Raw genomic sequence first — 22,361 nt, 5'->3', positions numbered from 1 at the left:
TTAACTTTAAGTGGCATATCTTTTTCCAAACTTCGTTTGTCAAAATAAGCTAGACACATAAAGAAAGCCACTCGTGATACACTCAAAATGTATTTCTGACCAAAGAAATCATAGGAGTGATCACGAATGACCGACACCCATCTTAGCACGGATGAACTTGTATTTATAGAATCTTATTTCCATCAGAATGCCTCTGTATCAAAGATTTCAGAACAGATTGGCCGAGCACGTCAGACCGTCCACAATGTGGTCACTTTCCTGAAAGACGGTCACACCGCATTGGATTTCTATAAGCGCTACAAGGCAAACAAGCAGCGTTGCGGTCGAAAACAGACGGTGCTGTCGAATGATCAACGCGCATATGTGGCAGAAAAGGTCGCGCAAGGATGGACGCCGGATGTGATTGTCGGTCGCCGTGAACAGCCGATCAACTGCTCCAGCCGCACATTGTACCGCATCTTCAAGCGCAAAGACTTTGATGTTTCCACCTTGCCGATGAAAGGAAAGCGAAAACCCAACGGCCATAAGGAACGCCGGGGGAGACAGGCTTTCAGACGGAAACTCTCTGACAGAAAGACGGACTACCCAGCATTCAAAGAAGAATTTGGACATCTGGAAGGCGATACCATTGTCGGCATCCATCATAAAAGTGCCGTTGTGACACTTGTAGAACGGCTGTCGAAAGTGATCATTACCCTCAAGCCCGAGGGCCGGACTGCAAAGGATATTGAAACAGTCATCAACGCATGGTTCCATCAGATCCCCAGAAATGTGTTCAAATCCATTACGTTCGACTGTGGGAAGGAATTCTCAAATTGGCAGTCAATGAGCAACCGAAATGATATTGATATTTACTTTGCCGACCCGGGCATGCCTTCCCAAAGAGGATTGAATGAACATTCCAATGGACTGCTTCGGAAAGACGGCCTGCCCAAGCATATGGATTTCAACACAGTGGATCAGAGGATGGTTGCTTCAGTAGCCTCCAAGAGAAACCACATACCCAGAAAGTCTTTGAACTACCAGACACCGCTGGAAGCATTTATGAGTTACATGGATGTAGGCAGGCTGTCTAGCTTATTTTGACAAACGAAGCATCAATATATTTTCCGGTTTATCAAAGATCATATCTCTCAGCTTTTTGATATTGTCATTATCCTCGGAATAGAGATCTTTGATTGTATTAACTATTACCTCATCACCCTTTTCATTTTTTCTGGTTGAGTATATCGTGTCATTAATCAACTGTCTGTTCGGTTTTTTATCTACCATGTGATTGAATTTAAAATCTTTAAAGCTTTTTATATTATTTGCTTGAAATGGTATTTCAAACACTTCCTGGTATTCATCTTCCGACTTAACATCCATTTCCAATTTCTCATCTTCTGTTGTCGGTTTATTCATTATCTTGTCGGCTTTATCCAGGAATGATTTTTCTTTGAACAGGAAATCTGCATTGGCTATTATCAATGCGTCTTCCGCATGATGCTTGTACCCCTGGTCCCTGTGCTTAGGGGATTTCCATACATGACGCAGGTGATTGGTGAACGAACCGTTGATTGATTTGACACTCACTGGTATGTCATTGGCAGTGAAGTATGCTTTCAACAGCGTGACGAGTTCCCTTGTCGCATACCTGGTGTCCACAAGATTCCTGTTTATGAACTCTTTCTGGATTTCAAACTTGCTTATATCCCGTTCTTCCAGCAGGTAGTTTCTTTTCTTTTTGCTGATTAATCCACCGCTCTTGCTTATATTCAATACATGCTGCTTGAACTGTTTGTATGAAATTTTTGCATCACTGGAATTCAAGTATTGATATGGAGTCCGGTTTCCTTTTCTAGAGTTTTCTTCCTGCTTAACTAAAACTTTATTATTAAGCGAATTGTCAAAGGAGACCGATCTCGGGATAATATGATCCACTTCATAGTGCAGTGGATTCCTCAGTAGATCTTCCAATGGTATAGCTTCTAACGAGTAAAGGCATTTGCCTTCCTGTGAATCAAAAAGCCTGATTTTCTCTCTTAACCTTTTGGCGTTTTCCAATCCATACTCTCCAATGATGTCATTGATTCTCTTGTTGAGGTTTTCTCCATTTTTCTGGCTTTTATTTATGAATTTTTGTTTTTCTTTACTGTTTGACTCTCTCGCGAGTTCAATAATGATGTCTTTCGGATATCCATATAGTTCAATTGAACGGCTTATCATTCTTATTGCCTGCGTCATTGAACGTTTGACAACAGGAGACAGTACAAATTCATTGATTGCTTCTACCGGAATAACATTTCTTTTCTCCAATTTATATTTCTTCGGTTTCAATCCTAAGTTGGCAAATACTTGCATCTGATTATTTTCTGTATGCCATAACTCGTCCAACACTAATTGAATACACTTATCAGATAATCTGTGAGTTCCGGTATATCCCGATAGTTTTGAAATTGCATCCAGTTCATCCTTGGAAAATTCTGTATCTAATTCCTGCAGCTCATTGATGACCTCTGTTGGCGTCTGATTAATTGTTAGAATCTCGGCTATCTTATCAAGGAGAGTGACATCCTCTAACGTTTCTTTATCAGATACAATGCCTTTAATATCGTGAAATATTTTAAACTGAGTAAAATCAGGTTTTTCTGATTTGGTAACCCTGTAGCCTTTAATATCTTCCTCTTTTACATCTATTTCATTCGCAATTTGTTTCAATGTAGGCTTTTTCTTCTCTTTGAACACATTTTCAATAATATGAAACTTTTCATGATACTCAAGCTTATGATTTTCATCCCTGTTAATTACAAGGTTATTCAGATCATTCAGAGCATTGAACAAGTCTGCAGAATAAGTGTATTTCACACTACGGAGCTCGTCCGGGAAATATGTACAATAACCCATGAGCATCTCGTACCATTTTTTCGGGTCCTGCCCCCAGCCGTACTCACTGCCTTCTCCCGGTCCTTCATAGTATTCTCTTCTGGTACTCAATAGCTCGATATATTTTTCTACAAACTGTTCATCAATCCCGTGGAACTCTTTCTGAGTCGAGAGCAGCTTTTTTGCTTCTTTAATGTAATCTTCCGTCCGGAACCTGTTCTTCTCCCCCCGTATTTTTTCTTGCTTTGCAACCGTTCCAATTGGAGTTCACAAATGTATTTGGTTTCCAGCTGTTCGGCATTTTTCCTTAACTGTTCTTTTGTAGATAGTTCACTCCCTTTATCATCACCTTCATCTACGGCTTCAACATTGTGGATGCCCCGCCGTTTTGCCAGATGCAGCAAGCTTATGGCCAGTTCATCTTTACCCAGCTTTTCTGATAAACCTTTGACTCTTATCTGATATGGATTGGTACTAGTCGGTATATTTGCTTTATCGATCATACGGTATTCCTCGAGCAAATGTTTAATCCTGTCCAGTCTATGTATCTTTCTTCTTTTCAATCTTCTTGAACCCCTTTTTGCTCTGCGTCCTTCATTGTTTTCAACATTGGCTTCTTTAAATATATTAGTTCCCGCACTAATGATATCCCTGCTATTATAATCAATAATTCCATATCCAACTGATGCTATACCGATATCAAGACCTAGAATGTAATCTTTTTCCTCTTTCATGAGTAGACACTTCCTTCCAGCCAAAGATTTACATATATCCATTATACTTTATTTTTAATTATTATTTGAACATTCAAATAATAATTAACATAAAAAATCCCGCCATTAAAATGACGGGATGAATACGGCATAAAGCTTGTTTTAGTAGATTCTACAGTTTTAGGTATAAGGTTAGTAAGAATCTTGTACTTATCATATTATTATTTATTAGAATATTGTCAATATTATTTCAAAAAAGATAATCAAATAATTTTTCATAAGAAATCTGGAAGCTTTATACTCTCTAGGTTATCGGTGATATAACGTTATGTTTCTCTTCTATATCTCAATCTCCCAGTTGTTTTTCTCCTCTTTTCTCATGTTTTCCGCCGTTTCCTCCGGATAAGCTGTTCGGAATTTATGATGATCCTTCGGGATGGTTTCCACCATCTTGTCGATCATCAATTGAGGATCGAGCTGATTTTCCAGCCCTCTTTCACTTTCTTTCAGGTTTTCAACTGAAGTACGATGCTTGTCTTCATCGAACCATTCCCATTTCTCTTCCACTGCACGATCATTGAAGCCGGTATCAAACGGGCCTGGATTGATTGTAGCAACCTGGACATTGAATTCCTCCATCTCCTGTCTCAGCGACTTGGCGATGGCTTCCAGTGCGTGCTTGGATGATGCATAGAGCCCTTTATAGGCAGAGGCCATAGATCCCGCCATGGAGGACATGAAGACGATTTTCCCCTGTTTCTTCCCAACGAAATGCTCCGCTGCAATACGTGCGGTTTCGAGTGTACTGAATACATTGACTTCGAACAGTTGCCTCAGGGCCGACATCGGCACTTCCCATATCGGTCCACCTTCATTCACCGCAGCATTCGCCACGAATACATCATAGTCATACCGCTTCATGCGTTCCCGGTCATCCGGATTTGTAATGTCCATCTTGAAAATCTCCAGATTTTCACCTGCGTCCTGTGCCGCTTCTTTAAGCGAGGTGATCTGTGGATGATTCTCAACAGCAGCGATGACCTCATGACCCTCCTTCGCCAACGCGATCGCCGTGCCTTTGCCCAGTCCGGAACCTGCACCTGTTATCATAATGGTTTTAGCCATCCTTAACTGCCTCCTCGGTTTTTAATGATGCTTATCATTTTCCCTTTCCGGATTATCGTAAACGGAGGGCAGAATTAGAAGAGCTTTATAAATATTATATCTCAATCTCCCAATCTTTCTTCTCCTCTTCTCGCATATCCTCTGCGGTGGACTCGGGGTAGACCACCCGGAATTTATGATGTTCCATCGGTATGATCTCCACCATCTTATCAATCATCAGCTGCGGATCCAGCTGGTTATTCAGGCTGTTCCCACTGGCTTCCAGCTTATCTTTTGGAGTATGATGTTGATCCTCATCGTACCATTTCCAGTTTGCTTCGACCGCCCGGTCGTTGAATCCCGTGCCGAACCGTCCCGGATTGATGGTCGCAACCTGTACATTGAATTCTTCCATCTCCTGCTTCAGAGCTTTCGCAATGGCTCCAAGGGCATGCTTGGAGGATGAATACAGCCCCTTATAGGCGGAACTCATCTTTTCTGCCTTGGATGACATGAAGATGATTTTCCCCTGCCTCTTTCCGACAAAATACTCTGCTGCGATACGCGCCGTTTCGAGTGTGCCGAAGACGTTTATCTCGTACAACCTTCTGATATCATCCATCGGCATCTCCCAGATCGGGCCGCCCTCATTGATCGCCGCATTGGCCACGAATATATCATATTCATAATCCTTCATGGCTTCCCGGTCGGATGGGTCCGTAATATCCATCTTGAAGATCTTCAAGTCTACATCCTCATCCCGGGCTGCATCCCTCAGTCCATCGGCCTGAGATTCATTTTCAACAGAGGCAATGACCTTATGCCCCTCTTGTGCCAGCCCAATCGCTGCACCTTTGGCGAGACCCGAGCCTGCGCCTGTGATCATGATGGTCTTAGTCATTCGTAACTGCCTCCTTGGTTGTTGGTATTGCTTGTCATCTTCCCTTTAATGATAAATGCAAAACGCATTGATACATATCACCAACCTGGAAATCTTCCAGTTTACTCATACGCATCCTCCACTGCCGGCTGTGAATTTTTCAAATGGCAGGCGAGTTGAATTTTAAGCATATCCTGGCTGTCATTCAAATCAATGTCCAGCAGTTCTTCAATCGTATGAAGACGCTGATAGAGTGTATTGATATGGATGTGGACCAACTTTGCTGTCTTTCCCGGTGAACGGTTCGTTTCCATATAGGCGTCAAGTGTTTTCTCCAGCTCCTTATACCGGCTGTTCTCTACTGTCAGAGGAGACAATGCCTCCTGGATGAAGTGATTAATATCTTCTGCCGGCTGATTGAGGAATAAACGGTTTAGCCCAATATCCTCATACAGAATCACTTCCAGACTGTCGCGGCCGGCCAGATAGGAGATGATTTTGTTGGCTTCATCATAGCATTTGTTTATATATTCGAGCCCTTTATAGACACTGCTTATCCCTCCGCGAACCAGGGTGGATTCCCTCGTTTGTTCCTGGACGCCAATCTCGTTCAGTTCATCCTTTATGTCGTATACCTCCTCTGTGCTCGAGAGGGACAGGAGCAGGATGATCTTATTATAAAATCCATACACTAGCTTTACGCTCTCACCCAGTTTTTTACTGAGCCGGGAAGCTAACTGATGGATGTGGATTTCTAAATATTGAAGATTGTTTTGAGCATTTACAATTTCCAATACCACAACGGTCCAATACCCTTTTAGATCCAGGTTCAATTCCTTTCCGTATTCAGCTAATTGTTCATTATCGTCATAAGTAAGCAGTTTACGGAACTGTTCATAAACCCTGCGATGATAGATTTTCGTCGCGGTCTGCCAGTTGACCAGTTCCAATGCCAAAACAGTGCTGCCCTGCTCAATCGTAATCCGCTCGATTTCCGTCATGGGCCTGTCCAAGAGAATGATTAAACACCCTATAAAAATCTGTCCGTTAAATATTGGATATAGGTAATAGTTATCTCCTTTGTCCGTTACCGTGTAGAAATCCCTGCGGCGTTCCAGGCACAACGCTTTGATTTCAAAAACGCTGAAACAAGCATTTCCATTCTTTCCCGGGGAGTAAAAATCATTTTCCAGCCCATTGAAAAATATCAGTTCCAGATCAATCATGTTCTGCATGCCGTTCACCACTACATTGATACCTTTATGCTGTATGGAAAGCATTGTGAGCGTATGGTGGACTTCCTGACGCTTTTGCAGCTGGTTATTTTTCTCTTTCAACTGTCCGCTCAAGTCAGTAATCTGTTGCAGACGCTCTTCAGTTTCTGTATGGTATTGAGCATTTTCAATGGCTATTGCGGCCTGTCTCGCGAATGCTTCCAGTAATGTGACGTCTTCCTGATCAAGTCGTTTTTTCATCCTCCCCTGATGAATGATCATCACACCAATTCTTTTCTCATCGATGGAAACAGGTACACAGATTGCCCCGTCCACCATACCAGGGGTTCCAGTCGATTGGAGAATACTGTCATAGTTTTCAGGTAAAATGTTGTGTGCACGCATTCCCACGATTAATTCATCAAAGGAGTTATATACTCTGCTGCTGCCATCTTCGAACACTTTCCCTGTAATGGATTCGCCCACCTGTGTTTCAAACTGGTAAATCCGCTCATTGAACCCTACCTGCACTTTTGGTATCAGCTTTTGTTTATACGAATCGTACAGCATCAGGAAGCCTGCATCTGAAGTTGGAATCACATTCAAAGCATGGCGGATGATTGTTTTTAATACTTGGTCGAGTTCAAGACTCGAAGAAATGGAATGCATACTCTCAATCATCACTTGTTGTTCACTTGTCTTCATTTTCAGATCATCTTCCAGTATGATGGAATGCAGACTATGGTACAGATGCTCCATCACCCATTCATCCACTACGTTGATGTGCTTGAATATACGCAGCACGATGCCTTTCTGGTTCAAATAATAGAAATGCAATTCAGTGATTGCATCGTCCCTCTCCACATAATATCTTCCACTATCAGGTTTACATTGTGGCAGCCTCCCGTTTTCCTGGCCGCCGTAACCTTCCAGTATTTCCGCCCTCTCCCCGCTGCCTCTGAACTTCCATATCTGGTGCTCTGCATCCCCAAATTCCTCAACGATAAAATGCCCGATATACTTTTCCAGATTCATGGCTCCACCCTCTCTATGTATGAAACTCCATAATATTGATGATAAGTATGTTCATTTACATATTGTAAACGTTTTCTACCACATTATATACTATAGTAAATTATCTGAAAAGTTAGTCTTTCGTTCTGATAATGTGTTTCCAACATAAAGGGGGAAAAGCAAATGGACATTGTAATGGAACTTGCGAACAGTAAAGTCATGTGGCTCGTGGCTTCTCTTGTCATTGGCCTTGTCATTTTCCAAAGTATTAAATTCATCCAGCTCGCCTCCAGGGCAAGTGAAGATGTCGGGATGAGCAAAAAGGAAGTAAGGAGTGCAGTGAAAACCGGTGCAATCGCTGCAATAGGCCCATCTATCGCCATAGCGATTGTGGCTATTTCACTGATTGCCTTCATCGGTAATCCACTAACAATGATAAGAATCGGTGTAATCGGTTCTGCTCCGATCGAATCTCTTGGAGCAAGTCTCGCAGCAGAAGCATCGGGTGCAAGACTCGGGGGAGAAGGTTATGACAAAGCTGTGTTCACAGCAATCGTCTGGGTCTTATGTCTCGGAGGAATGGGTTGGCTGCTGTTTACTGTACTGTTCACTAAATCGCTCGGGAAAATTCAGGACAAGGTGACCCAAAAAGGGAACGGTCAGAAATTGATGGGGATTTTCGCCACTGCTGCGATGATTGCAGCTTTTGGAAACCTTTTAAGTGCAGAAATACTTAAAGGACTGGCTCCCATTATCGTAATTATAGCTGCCGCAGGAACGATGATCATTTCCATGAAGCTGTCAGATAAGTACAATCTCGCATGGCTGCGTGAATGGGCCCTCGGCTTTTCCATCATAATCAGTTTATGCTTTGGCTATTTCGTTATCTGAAGTAAACATTGATGGCGGGTGTTTATGCTTCAAAACAAAAAGGAGGATTCCTTATGTACACACAAAATGTAAACGAAATCAATGCAGATACTACCATGAAAGACGAAGTGGATACAAAGACATTTACCATGGCAACTTTCCATGAGAAATCACACTTTTGGGGAAGGCTGACAATATGGTCTGTCATTGTTCTAACCGTATTGCTTCCTGCATATCTGTCATTTGGCCTGGGCTATCACCCAGGATGGCAAATCATCCTCTCCGGACTGGCTGCCTACGCTGGTGTGATTGCAGTAGTCTGGGCACTTGAGCCCATCATGTATTTCCCCATGCTTGGTGTTTCTGGAACCTATATCAGTTTCCTGACCGGCAATATCAGTAATATGTGCCTTCCTTCTGCTGCTGCAGCCCAAAGTGCAGTCGGTGCTGAACCGGGTACGGCAAAAGGAGAGATTACAGCAACGCTCAGTATAAGTGCCGCCTCCCTTGTAAACAAACTCCTTCTCATACCGATAATCATCGGCGGCGCAATCATTGTCGCTAACATGCCACCGCAGATTGAAGCAGTATTTCCACTTGTTCTACCTGCAATATTCGGTGCGGTTTTTGCACAGTTTGCAATGAAAAAACCCATCTATGGGGCTATCGCTTTAATCATCGGTATATGCGTCAATCTGATTGCCTTACCCATTTACTTGAAAAGTCTGACGTGTATTGTACTTACAGTCCTGATCTGCATACAGCTGGAAAGAATGAAAGAGAAAAAACTATCCAAATCATAGGAGGAATCAGAAATGAGCATACAGATAAGCAGCAAAGATACTATAATTGAATGGTTCGAACAGAATAAGGAAAAATATGCACAGATGGCGCGCGACATTTGGGAGCATCCACAAACGGCGTACGAGGAGACGTATGCGAGTGAACTTCAGCAAATGGAGCTGCAAAGCCAGGGATTTACGATTAAAAATGACATCGACGGCCTCGATACAGCTTTCATAGCTGAATACGGACAGGGAAAACCGGTCATTGGCATCCTTGGAGAATTTGATGCACTGCCAGGTCTTTCCCAAACCGCGACTCCTACGAAAGAAGAGGTGACTCCAAATGGCCCCGGACATGGATGTGGCCACAACCTCCTGGGCACTGCCGGAGTAGAAGCTGTAGCTGCGCTGAAAGAAATAATGGAGAAGGATGGACTTTCTGGTACGATTCGTTATTACGGATGCCCGGCAGAAGAAGTGCTGAGCGGAAAAACACATATGGCGAAAGCAGGTGTTTTCGATGATCTTGACAGTGCATTGACCTGGCATCCGATGATGGGGAACGCCCCGATGCATACAAGTACACAATCCATGGTCTCCATCAAGTTCCATTTCAAAGGAAAGCCGGCTCACGCTGCCGCTTCCCCGGAAGCTGGCAGAAGCGCACTCGACAGTGTGGAAATGATGAACATCGGGGTAAATTATCTGCGTGAACATGTACCGGACGGCACGCGTATGCATTACACGATTACTGATGGTGGCCTGGCACCTAATATCGTACCAGAAACAGCAAGTGTCTGGTACTTCCTCCGGGCAGGATCGAAGGAAGAGGTGGAAGGAATCCTGGGAAGGGTACAGAATATCGCAAAAGGCGCTGCTCTCATGAATGAAACAGACGTCGAATCTGAAATCATCGGATTTCCTTATGAATCATTACCAAACGACCCTTTAAATGAAGTAATGTACCATAATATGCTAAAAAGTACTCCGCTTGAATATACAAAAGAGGAACAATCATTTGCAGAGGAGCTCGCACAATCATTACCGACAGCCGGCAAATCTGCTGATGAATTACTGCCCGCCTCCATCTCATTCCATCCTTATCAACCCGATGTATCTTCGCCCGGTTCCACCGATGTCGGTGATGTGAGCTGGATCGTACCAACCGGTTCCATCACGACAACATGTACTCCATTAGGTACGGCTTTGCATTCCTGGCAGGCAACAGCTGCATTCGGCACTCAAATTGGGTACAAAGGGATGCACCTGGCAGCAAGTTCAATGGCACTTACCGCATATGATTTGCTTACTGACAGGAATGATATCCTTGAAAAAGCGAAAGAGACATTCGATATGCTCCGTGACGGAAGAGAATATCGCCCTGGAATTTAGAAAGAAACAGGCTGTTATATGACAGCCTGTCTTTATATATTCAAAATACATTTTTGGTATTTTGCGAATGCGCTCCTGTTCGTTGATTGACATACCAGTACACCAATTGAATCTTTTTGCACCTGCGGCCGTTAAGTATAAAATATAGTTGACAGACCATTGAAGGGGGAAAGATATGAATGGCTAAAATTGAAGGCAAGTCTGCAATTGTTACTGGAGCAGCGTCAGGGATGGGCAAGGCGATTGCGAAACTGTATGCAAAGGAAGGTGCAAAAGTCATCGTCGCGGATTACAATGCCGAAGGTGCGGAAGCTGTCAGCCAGGAGATCACTTTTGAAGGCGGAACTGCAAAACCTGTGACTGTGAATGTCGCTGACGCGGGACAGGTCGAGGATATGATCGACGCAGCAATCAGTCACTTCGGCGGGCTTGACATCCTCGTCAACAACGCTGGCATCATGGACAGCTTTGAGCCGGTCGGCAAGATTACCGACGAGAAATGGGACAGGATTTTCGATGTGAACACCAAAAGTGTCATGCGCGCCACGCGCAAAGCGGTAAACTACTGGTTGGACAATGACAGGGAAGGTGTCATCGTCAATACGATTTCAACAGGCGGATTGAACGGTGCCCATGCCGGCGTCGCCTACGGCGCATCGAAGCATGCGGTCGTCGCCCTGACCAAGAACACCGGCTATATGTACGCCAAAAAGGGCATCAGGGTGAACGGCACTGCACCGGGTGCCGTCGAAACAAACATCAGCTCCGGCATGGAGAACATCAGTGAATTCGGCATGGAACGCGCCGGACTGACCCAGGCCCTCATACCAAGGACCGCAAAACCTGAAGAAATCGCAGAAGCTGCACTGTTCCTCGGATCGGATGAATCAAGCTTCATCAACGGCGCTGTCCTCACTGCCGACGGCGGCTGGACAGCCGGATTCTGATACTATTACCCCCCCTGTCCCAGCACTTACGGGACAGGGGGGGATTTTTATCAATGCATGCCGCTAGCTCTCTTTCACCGGCCACGTCTCCATATTTTCCGCCATGTCCCAGAACATATATTCGAACATACTTGTTTTATAGATGATTTCCTCCAGCTCGGCGAGCTCCCTTTCCGGCTTATCTTCAGCCAGTGTGTTCATCAATTGTTTACAGCTTTCCGCAAGATCTGTGAATTCTTCTGATGAGTATGTCTGTATCCAATTGCCGTACAGCTCATGATCCAGAGCCCCCTCAATCTGTGACAGCTTCAGGCCTATGAAATTATAGCTCCACGCACATGCCAGCACCGTGGCGGCAACATGCTCTATGCTCCCCCGCTGCGCCACATTCAGCATGTAGCTAGTATAAGCCGTTGTGGTAGCTGCCGCACCCGTATTTTCCAGGTCCTCCCGGGAGATTCCGAATTTTTCCGCATATCCCCTGTGCAGATCCATTTCCATGAAAAGCGTACCGTGCAGCAGCTTGGAAAATTCATTCATCGTTGCGAGATTGTGTGCTTTGGCACTGCCCAGAGCGAACAATCTCGAATAATCGATCAGGTAGACATAATCCTGTTTCAGCCAATGCCTGAATTTCTCTTCCTCAAGCCACCCTTCCCCGAGCCCTTTGACAAAAGGGTGCTCCAAATAATTGTTCCATAATGGCTCCACGCGTTTCCAGATGCGATCTGTGAACTGACTGTTCATCATAATTTCCCCTTCCTAATTTCACCGGGGGGAAAAGCAGACAATCCCACAACCTGATATGGCCGTGGGATTGTCGATATATACGAATTTCATTTTCCAAGTATCTTCACTCCACTTTCCTACGCCGGTATTACCCGAATCAGGTTCAAAGGGTCGATTGCTCTCTCAGCATCTGCATGCTCCCCCAGTCGAATAAGAATCATATTATATTGTATCTTACACCCACCATCATACATAGGAAAGCAGAAATAGGCAAACAAACATGGCCGGATTAAATACTGTAGCCCTGGTCCAGTTCCCCAATTTCAGATATCACCCTGCACGTCGTTTCAATTCCTTTATAGAAATGCTCCACAACCAGGTTTTCATTCGGTGAATGGTTTGCTTCATCGATATTCGCGTAAGGGACAACGACTGAAGGAACACCCAGTATTTTCGTCCATACTGCATCAGGCAGACTGCCGCCTAAGCTCGGCTGGATGAAAGCTTCCCTGCCGAATGATTTTTCTGCGGACCTCCTTATCGGTTCGATGAACTCAAGTTCCGAGGAAGTCCGCGACGGCTGCATTATGCCGAGTTTCTCCACTTCCACGTCCGGAGCATGCTTTTCCACATGGTTTCTGAGCCTCTCAAAAATCTCATCGGGATCCTGGTCCATGACCAGGCGCATATCCATCTTCACTTTCGCTTCGGCGGGGATGATCGTCTTCGCACCTTCCCCGCCATATCCGCTCGTAAATCCGGCGATATTGAAAGTCGGTTCAAAACAAAGCGCACGATAGTAGTCCGCCTTGGTGAATTCTATACTGTCATCACCGATGTTCCTGCTCACATCATCAAGGTCAAACGGCAGCCTGTCAATCAGTTCAAGTTCCTTCTCCGTCGGCGGCAATACGTTATCATAGAAGCCTTCAATCAACACTCTGCCGTTGTCATCCTTCATCGTGCTGAGCAGATTCATGAGTTCCCAGGCAGGATTGCGGGCGATGTTGCCTTTGTTGCCCGAATGGTTATCGAACTGTGAGCCTCTGGCAGTGAGCTCCACATAGAGGAGTCCCCGTACACCGAGGAGTACAACCGGATGACCGTCCGCAAGCATCGGTCCGTCGGAAGTATAGACGAGATCTGTCTCAAGCTTTTCCTTATGCTGTTCAACAAACGCCGGGAGGTTCGGACTCCCCGTCTCCTCCTCGCCCTCGATTACGAACTTCACGTTGATCGGCAGACTGCCTTCCGCTTCAATATACGTCTTTACCGCAAGTATCTGGGCCATGATCTGCCCCTTGTTGTCCCCTGCACCACGGGCATAGACCCTGCCGTCTCTGATTGTGGGTTCGAATGGCGGGCTCACCCACTCTTCCAGCGGATCGGGCGGCTGGACATCGTAATGGCCGTATATGAGCATTGTTTTCGCATCATCAGAAACATGATATTCACCACAGACCACAGGATTGTATTCTGTTTCAATGATCTCAACGTCTTCTATCCCTGCGCTTTTCAGCTTGCCGGCCATCAGTTCCGCACACTCCGGAATACCCCTGCCCTCGGCACTGATGCTTTCCTGCCTTAATACTTCGAACAATTCCGCCATATACGTTTCCCTGTTTTCATCAATGATTCTTTTGAATTCCATGAAGTTCCCTCCTCATATTTCAGCTTTTATAATTTTCCATCACTTTTATGATCCCTTCTGCTGCATCCGCCATATTTTCATATGAAAGTTCAACAAATGGAGCATCACACATTCCACCCTTCAGTTCGACCTCCCCACTTTGCTTCCCCGTCTGCTCGCGGGCGCATTATCCGCATTCAGTTTTTCAAACAGATCCTCGATCTCTGACACTGTACCTCTCCTCTCTCCATCATTTTTAATGCATACTTTCAAAATACATCAACGTTCTGAATATTTCATCAATATGAATTTGACGTAACATTGAACTAGCCGGGCAATCGGCTTTAATAATGAGATGATGGTCTGTTAAACTTTATTTATATGAAATGGACATCCGACAGAAGCGGGGGCATAAATGATGACAGACACAGGATTGGTTCTTGAAGGTGGCGGCATGCGCGGCCTCTACACAGCAGGCGTACTGGAATACTTCATGAGTAAAGACCTCTATCTCCCCTATGTGATCGGCGTTTCGGCAGGTGCCTGCATGGGCGCTTCATACCTTTCCAGGCAGCCGGGCAGGAACAAAAAGGTCAACCTGGATTTTGTAGAAGACAAACGGTATATCTCACTGGGGAATTATATAAAGAAACGTGAACTTTTCGGCATGGACTTCATCTTCGATGAGATACCGAACAGACTCGTCCCATTTGATGTAAAGACACTGGTGGACAGCCCGGAGCAGTTCACGATCGTCACGACCGACTGCGGAACCGGAGAGCCGGTCTACTACAAAAAGACGGATAACCAGGATCACATTGCTGAACTGCTGAGAGCATCAAGCTCCCTGCCCTTCGTCGCCACCAGCGTGCAGTATGACAACCGTCACCTCATGGACGGCGGCATCTCCGACCCCATACCGGTCAGAAAGGCACAGAGCGACGGATTTGAGAAGAATATTGTCATACTTACGAAACCCCGGGGATACTTCAAAAAGCCGAGCCGGATGTCGAAAGTCATCAAATATAAAGACCATCCGATGATCCATGAAAAACTCGGCGTCCGCTACAGACATTACAATGACACACTCAAATACCTCTATGACCAGGAAAAGAGGAACAATGCATTCATCATAGCACCGAGCAAACCTTTGAAGATAAGCAGGACCGAAAGAAATAAGAAACGTCTCGAAGACCTCTATGAACTCGGCTGGAGGGATGCCGAAGCGCAGTACGGGAAACTGCAGGCGTTCCTTGAGTCAGACTGAATATATGCAAAAATACCGCAGACCGTCGTTTCGGATGGCTGCGGTATTTTATTGCGCTGTGATTCAACTTATTGAGATTGACCAGATGCATTTATCAGAGGGCTGTGATGCCGCCGTCCAGTACGAACTCGGAACCTGTTGCATACGTGGAGTCATCCGACGCAAGGAATACGATCAGATTGGAAACTTCCCCGACTTCCGCCACTCTTCTCATCGGAATCGTCCTGATGAACTGTTCCACCTGCGCGCGAACGTCTTCCTGTTCGAGCATCGGTGTGCGAATGACGCCCGGATGGACGGAGTTGACCCTTATGTTATGCGGAGACAGGTCTTTCGCAGCCGCTTTCGTCATGCCACGCACCGCGAATTTCGTATCCGTATAGCCGGCAGCACCGCCGACCAAGCCATTGATTGAAGAAATGTTGATGATGTCGCCGCTTCCCTGCGCCTTCATGATTTCCGTCACTGACTTGATGCCGAGGAATACAGACACCTGGTTGATATTCACCACTTTCATATAGTCTTCAAGAGACAACTGGTCAATCGGTGAATACAGTGTGATGCCTGCATTATTGACAAGACAGTCGATCCTGTCCCACTTTTCCTTGACTGTACTTACAACATGGGCCCAGTCCTCCTCACTCGTTACATCGTGTTTGATGAACAGTGCACGCTCCCCGAGTTCTTCCGCTGTCTTGATCCCCGCTTCTTCGTTGATATCGGTAATGACCGCGAATGCGCCCTCCTCTACACATTTTTCGGCATGAGATTTCCCCATGCCCTGCGCGCCTCCTGTGATTACGATTACTTTCCCTTCAAGTCTTGTCATTTAGCTCACTCCTATATAGTTTACAAGTATATATCTTAGTAATAAGATAATTTTCGTAAAGCATAAAGTCAAATTTAATGGATTGAGGTGCACAATGGATAAAGATACATTACTCGAACTGATTCACACAACCGAGATGATAAACAACGAGACGGTACTCAGGTTCATGAAGCGTTTCGACGGCAAACTGAATATTTCTCAGATCATGGTCCTGTATCTGCTGAGAAAGAACGGGGCATCCATGCCGTCTAAGATTTCCAAAAGTCTCGGCTATACGACGGGGGCCATGACGGGCATTTCGGACAGGTTGATAAAGGATGGCTACGTGGTGAAAAAGACGAGTCCCGAAGATCGCCGCGCCGTACTGCTGGACATTACGGACAGCGGTATAAAGCTTTTGGATGATGCCCGGGAACATGGTCAGAAAATCAGCGAAGAGATCTTTTCTATCCTGTCGGATGAAGAAGTCCGGCAGTATACGGAAATCCAGAAAAAGATACTGGATTATTATGAGGCGAATGAATGAGCAGAGTTCATCCAGAAAGTGCACATGGAAGCTGGCCGGTTATGACCGGTCAGCTTTTTGTCTTTATTAACAGAACATATACCTCCTTATTTACAAAAGAATCTCACCTCGGCTTGACACCAGTGTATATATTATATATATTGAGTATACACACTATATACGGAAGAGGTGTTCCCGTGAATATCCAGATTTCGAACAATACGGACACTCCCATTTACGAACAGCTGAAGAATGAGATTATCCGCGCCATCATGACAAGTGAAGTCCAGCCGGGGGAAGCGCTGATGTCGATGCGGGCGCTTGCGAAAGAGCTGAAGATCAGCATCATCACGACGAAGCGTGCCTATCAGGACCTTGAGCAGGAGGGATATGTGTACTCCGTTGTCGGCAAAGGGACTTTTGTGAGTGAACAGAATGCGAACATACAAAGGGAACGGGTGCTGCTCGAAATTGAAAAGAATATCGAGGAATTGCTTAAAACGGCACATCAGATCGACCTTTCCGCCGAGGAACTGATCGACATGATCCATGTCATTGAGGAGGATAAGAAATGAATGCCATAGATGTCAAAGGACTTCATAAGCAAATAGGAAACTTCGAAATAAAGGACCTGGACATTGAGATTCCGAAAGGCTACATTACAGGCATGGTCGGCGATAATGGCGCCGGAAAGTCGACGCTGATCAATCATTTCACCGGCCTGTTGAAAGCGGACCGGGGTGATGTAAAAATACTCGGTTCCGACGATATCGAGCGTGACCGCGAAAATCTGCTGAACCGTATCGGCATGGTTTTCGCCGAGGATAATTTTCCCGAACACCTCTCCCCCGCCAAGCTGGAAAAATTGCTTACCGTCTATTTTGAAGCGTGGGACAGCGCTGTCTATCACAAATATCTTGATGACTTCAAGGTACCGGAAAACACCAGAATTAAGAAATTGTCCACAGGCGAGAAAGTGAAACTCTCCCTGGCTGTTGCCCTGAGTCATAACGCCGAGCTGCTGATACTGGATGAACCGACATCGAACCTCGCCCCGACTTTCAGGATGGAGCTTTTGGATATACTGCAGGAGCTGATGATTAACGAGGAGATCACCATATTGTTCAGCACCCATATCACCAGCGACCTGGAACGTATTGCGGACTATATCATGATGATCGACGACGGGGAGATTTTATTCAACATGGAAAAAGAGGCCCTGCTCGATACCTACAAAAAGGTCAAAGGGCCGAAAGGTATGCTCGATGATGAAACCAATGAGCTGCTGATCGGCAAAAGGGACAATTCCCTCGGCTTTGAAGCGATGAGCAATTCATGGGATACTCTGCAGGAACTGTTCGGAGACAAAGTGATCGTTGAAAAACTGAGCGTGGACGAAGTGATGTACTTCATCAAAAACAATCGGAGGGATGTCTGATATGAAGAAACAGCTCTATTTGAATCTGATGTACTCCAAATGGATATGGATGATGGGCGGCATCATGATCGTCATCAACCTGCTGGCCGCTTTCAGCCAGTCCCTCATCAATTTGCAGCCGTTCATGCCATTTGTGAATCTGCTCAACCTCATCGTCATGGTCTATACCATCTCGAGTATCCAGAACATTCATACACTCATCACAAAAAACGACAGCCATCATTTCCTGTACTCACTGCCCATCCGGAAGACCGACATACTGAAGGCTGATTATATCTATCACGCCCTGATGCTCGTGTTCACGGTGGCAGTCTTCTCGACCTACGTGATCATCGGACATGACTATCATCTGTACTACGGCCTTGTGATGATCATGGGCGCCAGCCTGATCATGATGAGCATCTATCTCATAATATTTGCAAACTCGTGGTTGGACAGTGCCATCTTAAGGTACATCATCTATTTCCTGCCGTTGTTCATCATCTATATGTTCCATTTCATGCCGCTCAATAATACGGTAATCCACAATATAGACCTCGGCATCGGATGGGACATCTACCGGTTCGTCTTGCCGTTCATCGTGCTTGGTGCCGGCATCATCGTTTACGCCGCTTCCTATTTATATGGAAGGAAAAAGATTGTGAAATCGGATATTGTTTAAAGGTGAATATGAATATAGAACGCCCTTCCGTCATCGGAAGGGCGTTCTCGTTTCTGCGTCTTTTATCCTCGCCGCGCCTGTTTTCCTGTGCCGTCGGACATATTCATGATGACGACACCTGCGATGATCACCAGAAGCCCGATGATATTGGCCGGGGACAGTGTTTCACCGAACAGAAATATACCGATCAGACCGGCTCCGGCTGTTCCAAGGCCTGCCCATATGCTGTAGGCGAGGCTCAGTGGTATGGCTTTCAAGGCGAAGATCAGACTGGTGAATGAAAGGGCAAAACATATCGCCATCGCTATTGTCGGCATGAGATTGGAAAAACCTTCCGACAGATTCAGCATCGTTGTCCCGGTCACCTCGAACAGGATTGCACTGCCGAGAAAAATATATTTCTTCATAATCCATTTCTCCTTTATATCCTCATCAGCACAAGACCGATGATGAGTACGATGATGCCGACCACCGTTTTTGGGCGCAGCTGTTCCTTGAAAACCCCGAAACCGATCAGGGCGGTCAGCGCAGTCCCCACTCCGCTCCATGCGGCATAGGCGAAACTGAGTGGTATCGTCATCAGAGCCAGTGACAGAAGGTAGAATGCCATTCCATAGCCCAGTATTATTCCAACCACCGGCAGTCTGTTATTCGTAACCGCTGTAACTTTCAGCATGCTGGAGCCAAAAACTTCAGAGAGTATGGCGCCGCCTAAAGTCAGGATTCCCATTTAACTTCCCTCCTCTGACAAAATTCTGCATTCCTCGTGTATCACCTTTTCTATCTCACGCTTGTTCACATCATCCCTGTAGTACAGTACATGGAACCATATGCCGTCAGCAAGCAGACGGAGTTTCATGATCTTCGCCCGGTCTCCGGTATCAGCCAGGAATGCATCATTCCACTGGCCTGAAAAGTGCTGCCAGAGGTCCAGGCTGTCCTTATCGGCATATGAAGCGATGAAGACTGCGGGCAGAAAACTCTGCTGGTCCTGGTTTAAATAGTCAAGCGTAGCCAGTGCATACGCCCGGGTGAACTGGTAGTTGCCAGTCATATCCTTCTGATGCTTCTCCACTTTTTCATCGAAGTTGTCAATCACCATCTGGTTCATTTTCAAAAGCAGGTTCCCTTTGCTTTCAAAATGGTAGAGCACACCGCCTTTTGTGATATCCGCCTTCTGGGCAAGATAATCCATGCTCAGTGCCTGTATGCCTTCGTTCTGTATGATTTCAGCCGCCATCAGCAGCAGTTCTTCTTTCTTCCTCATTCTTTCACCCCAAATTCACTTTACTGACCGTTCAGTATAGTAATTATAACATCCTTTTTCTCTGCTGTGCAATAAAAAAAGTATGGAGGCTATCCATACTTTTCTAATAAACAGCTTTCCTATTCCATTCTGTCCAGTTTCCCATTTCTGATTTCATACACCAGATCCGCCGTCCGCTCGACGAAGTATTTGTCGTGGGAAGTCAGGATGATGGTCCCCCTGTACGCTCTGATGAATGTCTCCAGAGCTTCAATAGTGTTCAGATCTATGAAGTTCGTCGGTTCATCCAGTATGATGACATTGGACGGCCTGACGAACATCAAAGCGAGCGATACTCTCGTCGCCTCTCCGCCGCTCAGATCATGGAGCGGCTTTGTCACTTCATCCTGGCTGAACCCCAGGTTCTGCAGTATGCTCCTCACCAGCGGTTCCCGGAATTCGGTCTGTTTCATCAGATATCTGATCACCGGTTCATCAGTGAACATCTTATAGTCCATCTGCCGGTAGCTTTCAATCTTCACTTTCGGTGAAATGTCCATGCCTTCGGCATCTTCCATGATTTCATGCAGCAGACTGGATTTCCCGGAGCCATTATTTCCGATAATGGCGACCGTCCGGCCCAACGGGAACTGGAAACTCACTCTGTCGAGCAGTACCCTGTCTCCGCGTTTCACGGTCACATCCTGTCCCATGACCGGGAATTTGTTGTGGATTTCCATCGCTTCAGACATCGGGAATCTCAGTGACGTACCGTCTTCCATACGCTCCACTTCATCCAGCCGGCCGAGCCTCGATTCAATGGATTTGGCGGCTTTGAATGCCTGCTTCTGCACGGTGTCCTTCTGTTTGCTCGAACTCAGCCGGTCCGGTTTGATATCCTGTTTCCTGGCTTTGTCCCCGCCCATCTTCGCAGCCTTTTCCATCTGCTTCTGTGCTGCAGCCTCAAGCCGCTTCTTCTCACTGACAAAACTCCGGTACTGGCGCTCATGCTCCAGGTTTTCCTGTTCTTTCTGCTCCTCATAGTCATCGTAGTTTCCGGTGTATTCACGGACACTGCCGTCGGACACTTCCCATATCTTATCCGCCATACTGTTGATGAAATGCCGGTCGTGGCTGACGAATATCAAAGTGCCGAAATAATATTCCAGTTCATCGATCAGCAGATTCACACTCTCCTGGTCCAGGTGGGTCGTCGGCTCATCCAGCAGCAGACCGAGCTTATACTCGGAGAGCGCCTGCGCCAGACGAAACTTCGTCTCCTCCCCGCCGCTTAGATTCGTATTGTCGGGGACATTCAGCCGGCTCAACAGTTCAAAGTTGAAGCTGTCATCCACTGCCGCATCCAGCTCGTCGATCTGGGCAAAGTAATTGAAATCCATCTCACGCTGCACAGTCCCTTCAAACCCTTTGAAATCTCCCGCGATGATCTTGAGCAGCGTCGACTTGCCGGCACCATTCGGCCCGATGATGGCAATCCTGTCATTCATATACGCCGTCAGTTCACCAATCTTCAATACGTCCTTGTTGCCAAAACTCACATCAATGTCCTTCAATTTCACTGATAGTTCATTCATTATAATTTGCACTCCTTATGAGTCTGCAAACTATATTTTTACACACACAAAAAAGAGACAGCCTTATGCTATCTCCGCGCGTTTTCAGGATCATCCTAAAAATGGATACACCCGTCCCTTCAGAATATAGTTATAGCAAGACTTTTGAATATTAATATTAAGTTAGTTATTCAAAAGTGATTGCCAAATTCTAGGGACACCCATTTTTAAAATCTCCTTCCGTACAATATTTATAATGTTATTCTACCACATTTCCAGCTGGAAATTAAGAGCTTTTCATCTTATCCGGTCTCCCTCTTCAAGGCCGGTGACATCAAATGCCTGCTCTTTGTCATCAAAGCGCCCCAGAGCGCCCACCTTTTCCCTGTCGAATACAAGCACTGTGTATACATCCTGCTCCCCTTTGACAGCGCCGTTTGTGTCCAGCCAGATGCCGTGCTGCCCCATGACGACTTTGTTGTCCCTGGCGTAATGTTCAAACGTTTCAAGTTTCAGGTTCGCCCGTTCCATCCACTCTTTCAGCCCTGTCTTATCGATTGTCGCCGTACCTTTCGGTCCGTGGACTTCAAGCTCTTCCGCTGTGATTCCAGCCAGGCCTTCGAGGTCCTGCTCATTGCAGTATTCAATCCACCTGTCTGCGGTATCTATCATTTCATTGTTATTTGTCATGTGTGATC

23 protein-coding genes and 1 riboswitch are annotated in these 22,361 nt (G+C 45.9%); of the genes, 10 read left to right on the top strand and 13 right to left on the bottom strand.

The window, feature by feature from the left end; all coding sequences use genetic code 11:
- Positions 1-126 precede the first annotated feature (126 nt).
- The gene (locus WN59_RS13065; protein WP_046580813.1) at positions 127-1,086 is read left to right on the top strand and encodes an IS30 family transposase; all 960 of its coding nucleotides are present in this window, start codon (positions 127-129) and stop codon (positions 1,084-1,086) included.
- On the opposite strand, the gene cas9 (WN59_RS13420) is transcribed toward WN59_RS13065, so the two are convergent.
- From cas9 (WN59_RS13420) to WN59_RS13040, 5 genes are all read right to left on the bottom strand, one after another.
- Entirely contained in the window at positions 1,078-3,042 is a 1,965-nt protein-coding gene (gene cas9, locus WN59_RS13420; RefSeq protein ID WP_231577246.1) for a type II CRISPR RNA-guided endonuclease Cas9, read from the bottom strand. The two genes, WN59_RS13065 and cas9 (WN59_RS13420), sit on opposite strands and share 9 nt — an antisense overlap.
- A complete protein-coding gene (gene cas9, locus WN59_RS13855) occupies positions 2,994-3,599 on the bottom strand; it encodes a type II CRISPR RNA-guided endonuclease Cas9 (protein WP_046580811.1) in 606 nt (201 codons plus the stop codon). The genes cas9 (WN59_RS13420) and cas9 (WN59_RS13855) overlap by 49 nt, the downstream gene beginning before the upstream one ends.
- A gap of 318 nt (positions 3,600-3,917) precedes the next feature.
- Entirely contained in the window at positions 3,918-4,703 is a 786-nt protein-coding gene (locus WN59_RS13050) for an SDR family oxidoreductase (RefSeq protein WP_046580809.1), read from the bottom strand.
- Positions 4,704-4,797: 94 nt separating this feature from the next.
- Positions 4,798-5,583, bottom strand: coding sequence for an SDR family oxidoreductase (locus WN59_RS13045; protein WP_046580807.1), 786 nt, complete (start codon positions 5,581-5,583; stop codon positions 4,798-4,800).
- Between the two features lie 101 nt (positions 5,584-5,684).
- Entirely contained in the window at positions 5,685-7,811 is a 2,127-nt protein-coding gene (locus WN59_RS13040) for a helix-turn-helix domain-containing protein (RefSeq protein ID WP_046580805.1), read from the bottom strand.
- A gap of 162 nt (positions 7,812-7,973) precedes the next feature.
- Here WN59_RS13040 and WN59_RS13035 point away from each other — a divergent pair, with 162 nt between their 5' ends.
- The 4 genes from WN59_RS13035 to WN59_RS13020 all read left to right on the top strand — a co-directional run bounded on the left by WN59_RS13035 (position 7,974) and on the right by WN59_RS13020 (position 11,784).
- On the top strand, positions 7,974-8,681 hold the full coding sequence (locus WN59_RS13035) for a DUF5058 family protein (protein WP_046580804.1): 708 nt from the start codon (positions 7,974-7,976) through the stop codon (positions 8,679-8,681).
- A gap of 53 nt (positions 8,682-8,734) precedes the next feature.
- On the top strand, positions 8,735-9,463 hold the full coding sequence (locus WN59_RS13030; protein WP_197073427.1) for a small-conductance mechanosensitive channel: 729 nt from the start codon (positions 8,735-8,737) through the stop codon (positions 9,461-9,463).
- 12 nt (positions 9,464-9,475) lie between these two features.
- Positions 9,476-10,837 (top strand): amidohydrolase, encoded by a 1,362-nt coding sequence (locus WN59_RS13025; protein ID WP_046580803.1) that lies wholly within the window; start codon positions 9,476-9,478, stop codon positions 10,835-10,837.
- Between the two features lie 179 nt (positions 10,838-11,016).
- Entirely contained in the window at positions 11,017-11,784 is a 768-nt protein-coding gene (locus WN59_RS13020) for an SDR family oxidoreductase (protein WP_046580801.1), read from the top strand.
- 63 nt (positions 11,785-11,847) lie between these two features.
- Here the strand turns inward: WN59_RS13020 and tenA are convergent, their stop codons facing one another.
- Together tenA and WN59_RS13010 are read right to left on the bottom strand one after the other, a co-directional pair.
- Positions 11,848-12,531 (bottom strand): thiaminase II, encoded by a 684-nt coding sequence (tenA, locus tag WN59_RS13015; protein WP_046580893.1) that lies wholly within the window; start codon positions 12,529-12,531, stop codon positions 11,848-11,850.
- A gap of 99 nt (positions 12,532-12,630) precedes the next feature.
- Positions 12,631-12,727, bottom strand: a riboswitch (TPP riboswitch).
- Between the two features lie 75 nt (positions 12,728-12,802).
- Positions 12,803-14,164: a M20/M25/M40 family metallo-hydrolase gene (locus tag WN59_RS13010; RefSeq protein WP_046580799.1), complete on the bottom strand. Its 1,362-nt coding sequence runs from the start codon at positions 14,162-14,164 to the stop codon at positions 12,803-12,805.
- A 397-nt stretch (positions 14,165-14,561) separates the two neighbouring features.
- Between WN59_RS13010 and WN59_RS13005 the strand changes: the two genes are divergently transcribed.
- Complete coding sequence (locus tag WN59_RS13005; protein WP_046580798.1) at positions 14,562-15,410, top strand: patatin-like phospholipase family protein; 849 nt, start codon at positions 14,562-14,564, stop codon at positions 15,408-15,410.
- A 94-nt stretch (positions 15,411-15,504) separates the two neighbouring features.
- On the opposite strand, the gene WN59_RS13000 is transcribed toward WN59_RS13005, so the two are convergent.
- Positions 15,505-16,239: a glucose 1-dehydrogenase gene (locus WN59_RS13000; protein ID WP_046580795.1), complete on the bottom strand. Its 735-nt coding sequence runs from the start codon at positions 16,237-16,239 to the stop codon at positions 15,505-15,507.
- Positions 16,240-16,333: 94 nt separating this feature from the next.
- On the opposite strand from WN59_RS13000, the gene WN59_RS12995 reads away from it, so the two are divergent.
- From WN59_RS12995 to WN59_RS12980, 4 genes are all read left to right on the top strand, one after another.
- The gene (locus WN59_RS12995) at positions 16,334-16,765 is read left to right on the top strand and encodes a MarR family winged helix-turn-helix transcriptional regulator (protein WP_046580793.1); all 432 of its coding nucleotides are present in this window, start codon (positions 16,334-16,336) and stop codon (positions 16,763-16,765) included.
- A 176-nt stretch (positions 16,766-16,941) separates the two neighbouring features.
- On the top strand, positions 16,942-17,319 hold the full coding sequence (locus WN59_RS12990) for a GntR family transcriptional regulator (RefSeq protein WP_046580791.1): 378 nt from the start codon (positions 16,942-16,944) through the stop codon (positions 17,317-17,319).
- Positions 17,316-18,182, top strand: a complete 867-nt coding sequence (locus tag WN59_RS12985; RefSeq protein ID WP_046580789.1) for an ABC transporter ATP-binding protein — start codon at positions 17,316-17,318, stop codon at positions 18,180-18,182. The genes WN59_RS12990 and WN59_RS12985 overlap by 4 nt, the downstream gene beginning before the upstream one ends.
- Before the next feature lies 1 nt (position 18,183).
- Positions 18,184-18,843, top strand: a complete 660-nt coding sequence (locus WN59_RS12980; protein ID WP_046580787.1) for a hypothetical protein — start codon at positions 18,184-18,186, stop codon at positions 18,841-18,843.
- A 62-nt stretch (positions 18,844-18,905) separates the two neighbouring features.
- Here WN59_RS12980 and WN59_RS12975 read toward each other — a convergent pair whose 3' ends face one another.
- The 5 genes from WN59_RS12975 to WN59_RS12955 form a co-directional block, all read right to left on the bottom strand.
- On the bottom strand, positions 18,906-19,250 hold the full coding sequence (locus tag WN59_RS12975; RefSeq protein WP_046580783.1) for a DMT family transporter: 345 nt from the start codon (positions 19,248-19,250) through the stop codon (positions 18,906-18,908).
- Between the two features lie 14 nt (positions 19,251-19,264).
- Positions 19,265-19,573, bottom strand: coding sequence for a DMT family transporter (locus WN59_RS12970; protein ID WP_046580781.1), 309 nt, complete (start codon positions 19,571-19,573; stop codon positions 19,265-19,267).
- On the bottom strand, positions 19,574-20,110 hold the full coding sequence (locus WN59_RS12965; RefSeq protein ID WP_046580778.1) for a TetR/AcrR family transcriptional regulator: 537 nt from the start codon (positions 20,108-20,110) through the stop codon (positions 19,574-19,576).
- A gap of 119 nt (positions 20,111-20,229) precedes the next feature.
- Positions 20,230-21,684 (bottom strand): ribosomal protection-like ABC-F family protein, encoded by a 1,455-nt coding sequence (gene abc-f, locus WN59_RS12960; RefSeq protein WP_046580775.1) that lies wholly within the window; start codon positions 21,682-21,684, stop codon positions 20,230-20,232.
- Positions 21,685-21,960: 276 nt separating this feature from the next.
- Complete coding sequence (locus tag WN59_RS12955; RefSeq protein ID WP_046580774.1) at positions 21,961-22,353, bottom strand: hypothetical protein; 393 nt, start codon at positions 22,351-22,353, stop codon at positions 21,961-21,963.
- Positions 22,354-22,361: the final 8 nt, after the last annotated feature.

This window comes from Salinicoccus sediminis, from assembly GCF_000986795.1.
Lineage (GTDB): Bacteria > Bacillota > Bacilli > Staphylococcales > Salinicoccaceae > Salinicoccus > Salinicoccus sediminis.
This window is presented reverse-complemented; position numbering and strand designations above follow the sequence as displayed.

Coding starts and splice junctions, on each gene's coding strand:
- WN59_RS13050 (WP_046580809.1), bottom strand. CDS start 4,703: ATGGCTAAAACCATTATGATAACAGGTGCAGGTTCCGGACTGGGCAAA.
- WN59_RS13005 (WP_046580798.1), top strand. CDS start 14,562: ATGACAGACACAGGATTGGTTCTTGAAGGTGGCGGCATGCGCGGCCTC.
- WN59_RS13040 (WP_046580805.1), bottom strand. CDS start 7,811: ATGAATCTGGAAAAGTATATCGGGCATTTTATCGTTGAGGAATTTGGG.
- WN59_RS12965 (WP_046580778.1), bottom strand. CDS start 20,110: ATGAGGAAGAAAGAAGAACTGCTGCTGATGGCGGCTGAAATCATACAG.
- WN59_RS12970 (WP_046580781.1), bottom strand. CDS start 19,573: ATGGGAATCCTGACTTTAGGCGGCGCCATACTCTCTGAAGTTTTTGGC.
- WN59_RS13010 (WP_046580799.1), bottom strand. CDS start 14,164: ATGGAATTCAAAAGAATCATTGATGAAAACAGGGAAACGTATATGGCG.
- WN59_RS12995 (WP_046580793.1), top strand. CDS start 16,334: ATGGATAAAGATACATTACTCGAACTGATTCACACAACCGAGATGATA.
- WN59_RS12955 (WP_046580774.1), bottom strand. CDS start 22,353: ATGACAAATAACAATGAAATGATAGATACCGCAGACAGGTGGATTGAA.
- WN59_RS13000 (WP_046580795.1), bottom strand. CDS start 16,239: ATGACAAGACTTGAAGGGAAAGTAATCGTAATCACAGGAGGCGCGCAG.
- abc-f (WP_046580775.1), bottom strand. CDS start 21,684: ATGAATGAACTATCAGTGAAATTGAAGGACATTGATGTGAGTTTTGGC.
- WN59_RS13065 (WP_046580813.1), top strand. CDS start 127: ATGACCGACACCCATCTTAGCACGGATGAACTTGTATTTATAGAATCT.
- WN59_RS13020 (WP_046580801.1), top strand. CDS start 11,017: ATGGCTAAAATTGAAGGCAAGTCTGCAATTGTTACTGGAGCAGCGTCA.
- WN59_RS13045 (WP_046580807.1), bottom strand. CDS start 5,583: ATGACTAAGACCATCATGATCACAGGCGCAGGCTCGGGTCTCGCCAAA.
- tenA (WP_046580893.1), bottom strand. CDS start 12,531: ATGAACAGTCAGTTCACAGATCGCATCTGGAAACGCGTGGAGCCATTA.
- WN59_RS12975 (WP_046580783.1), bottom strand. CDS start 19,250: ATGAAGAAATATATTTTTCTCGGCAGTGCAATCCTGTTCGAGGTGACC.
- WN59_RS13030 (WP_197073427.1), top strand. CDS start 8,735: ATGTACACACAAAATGTAAACGAAATCAATGCAGATACTACCATGAAA.
- cas9 (WP_046580811.1), bottom strand. CDS start 3,599: ATGAAAGAGGAAAAAGATTACATTCTAGGTCTTGATATCGGTATAGCA.
- WN59_RS13035 (WP_046580804.1), top strand. CDS start 7,974: ATGGACATTGTAATGGAACTTGCGAACAGTAAAGTCATGTGGCTCGTG.
- WN59_RS12980 (WP_046580787.1), top strand. CDS start 18,184: ATGAAGAAACAGCTCTATTTGAATCTGATGTACTCCAAATGGATATGG.
- WN59_RS13025 (WP_046580803.1), top strand. CDS start 9,476: ATGAGCATACAGATAAGCAGCAAAGATACTATAATTGAATGGTTCGAA.
- WN59_RS12985 (WP_046580789.1), top strand. CDS start 17,316: ATGAATGCCATAGATGTCAAAGGACTTCATAAGCAAATAGGAAACTTC.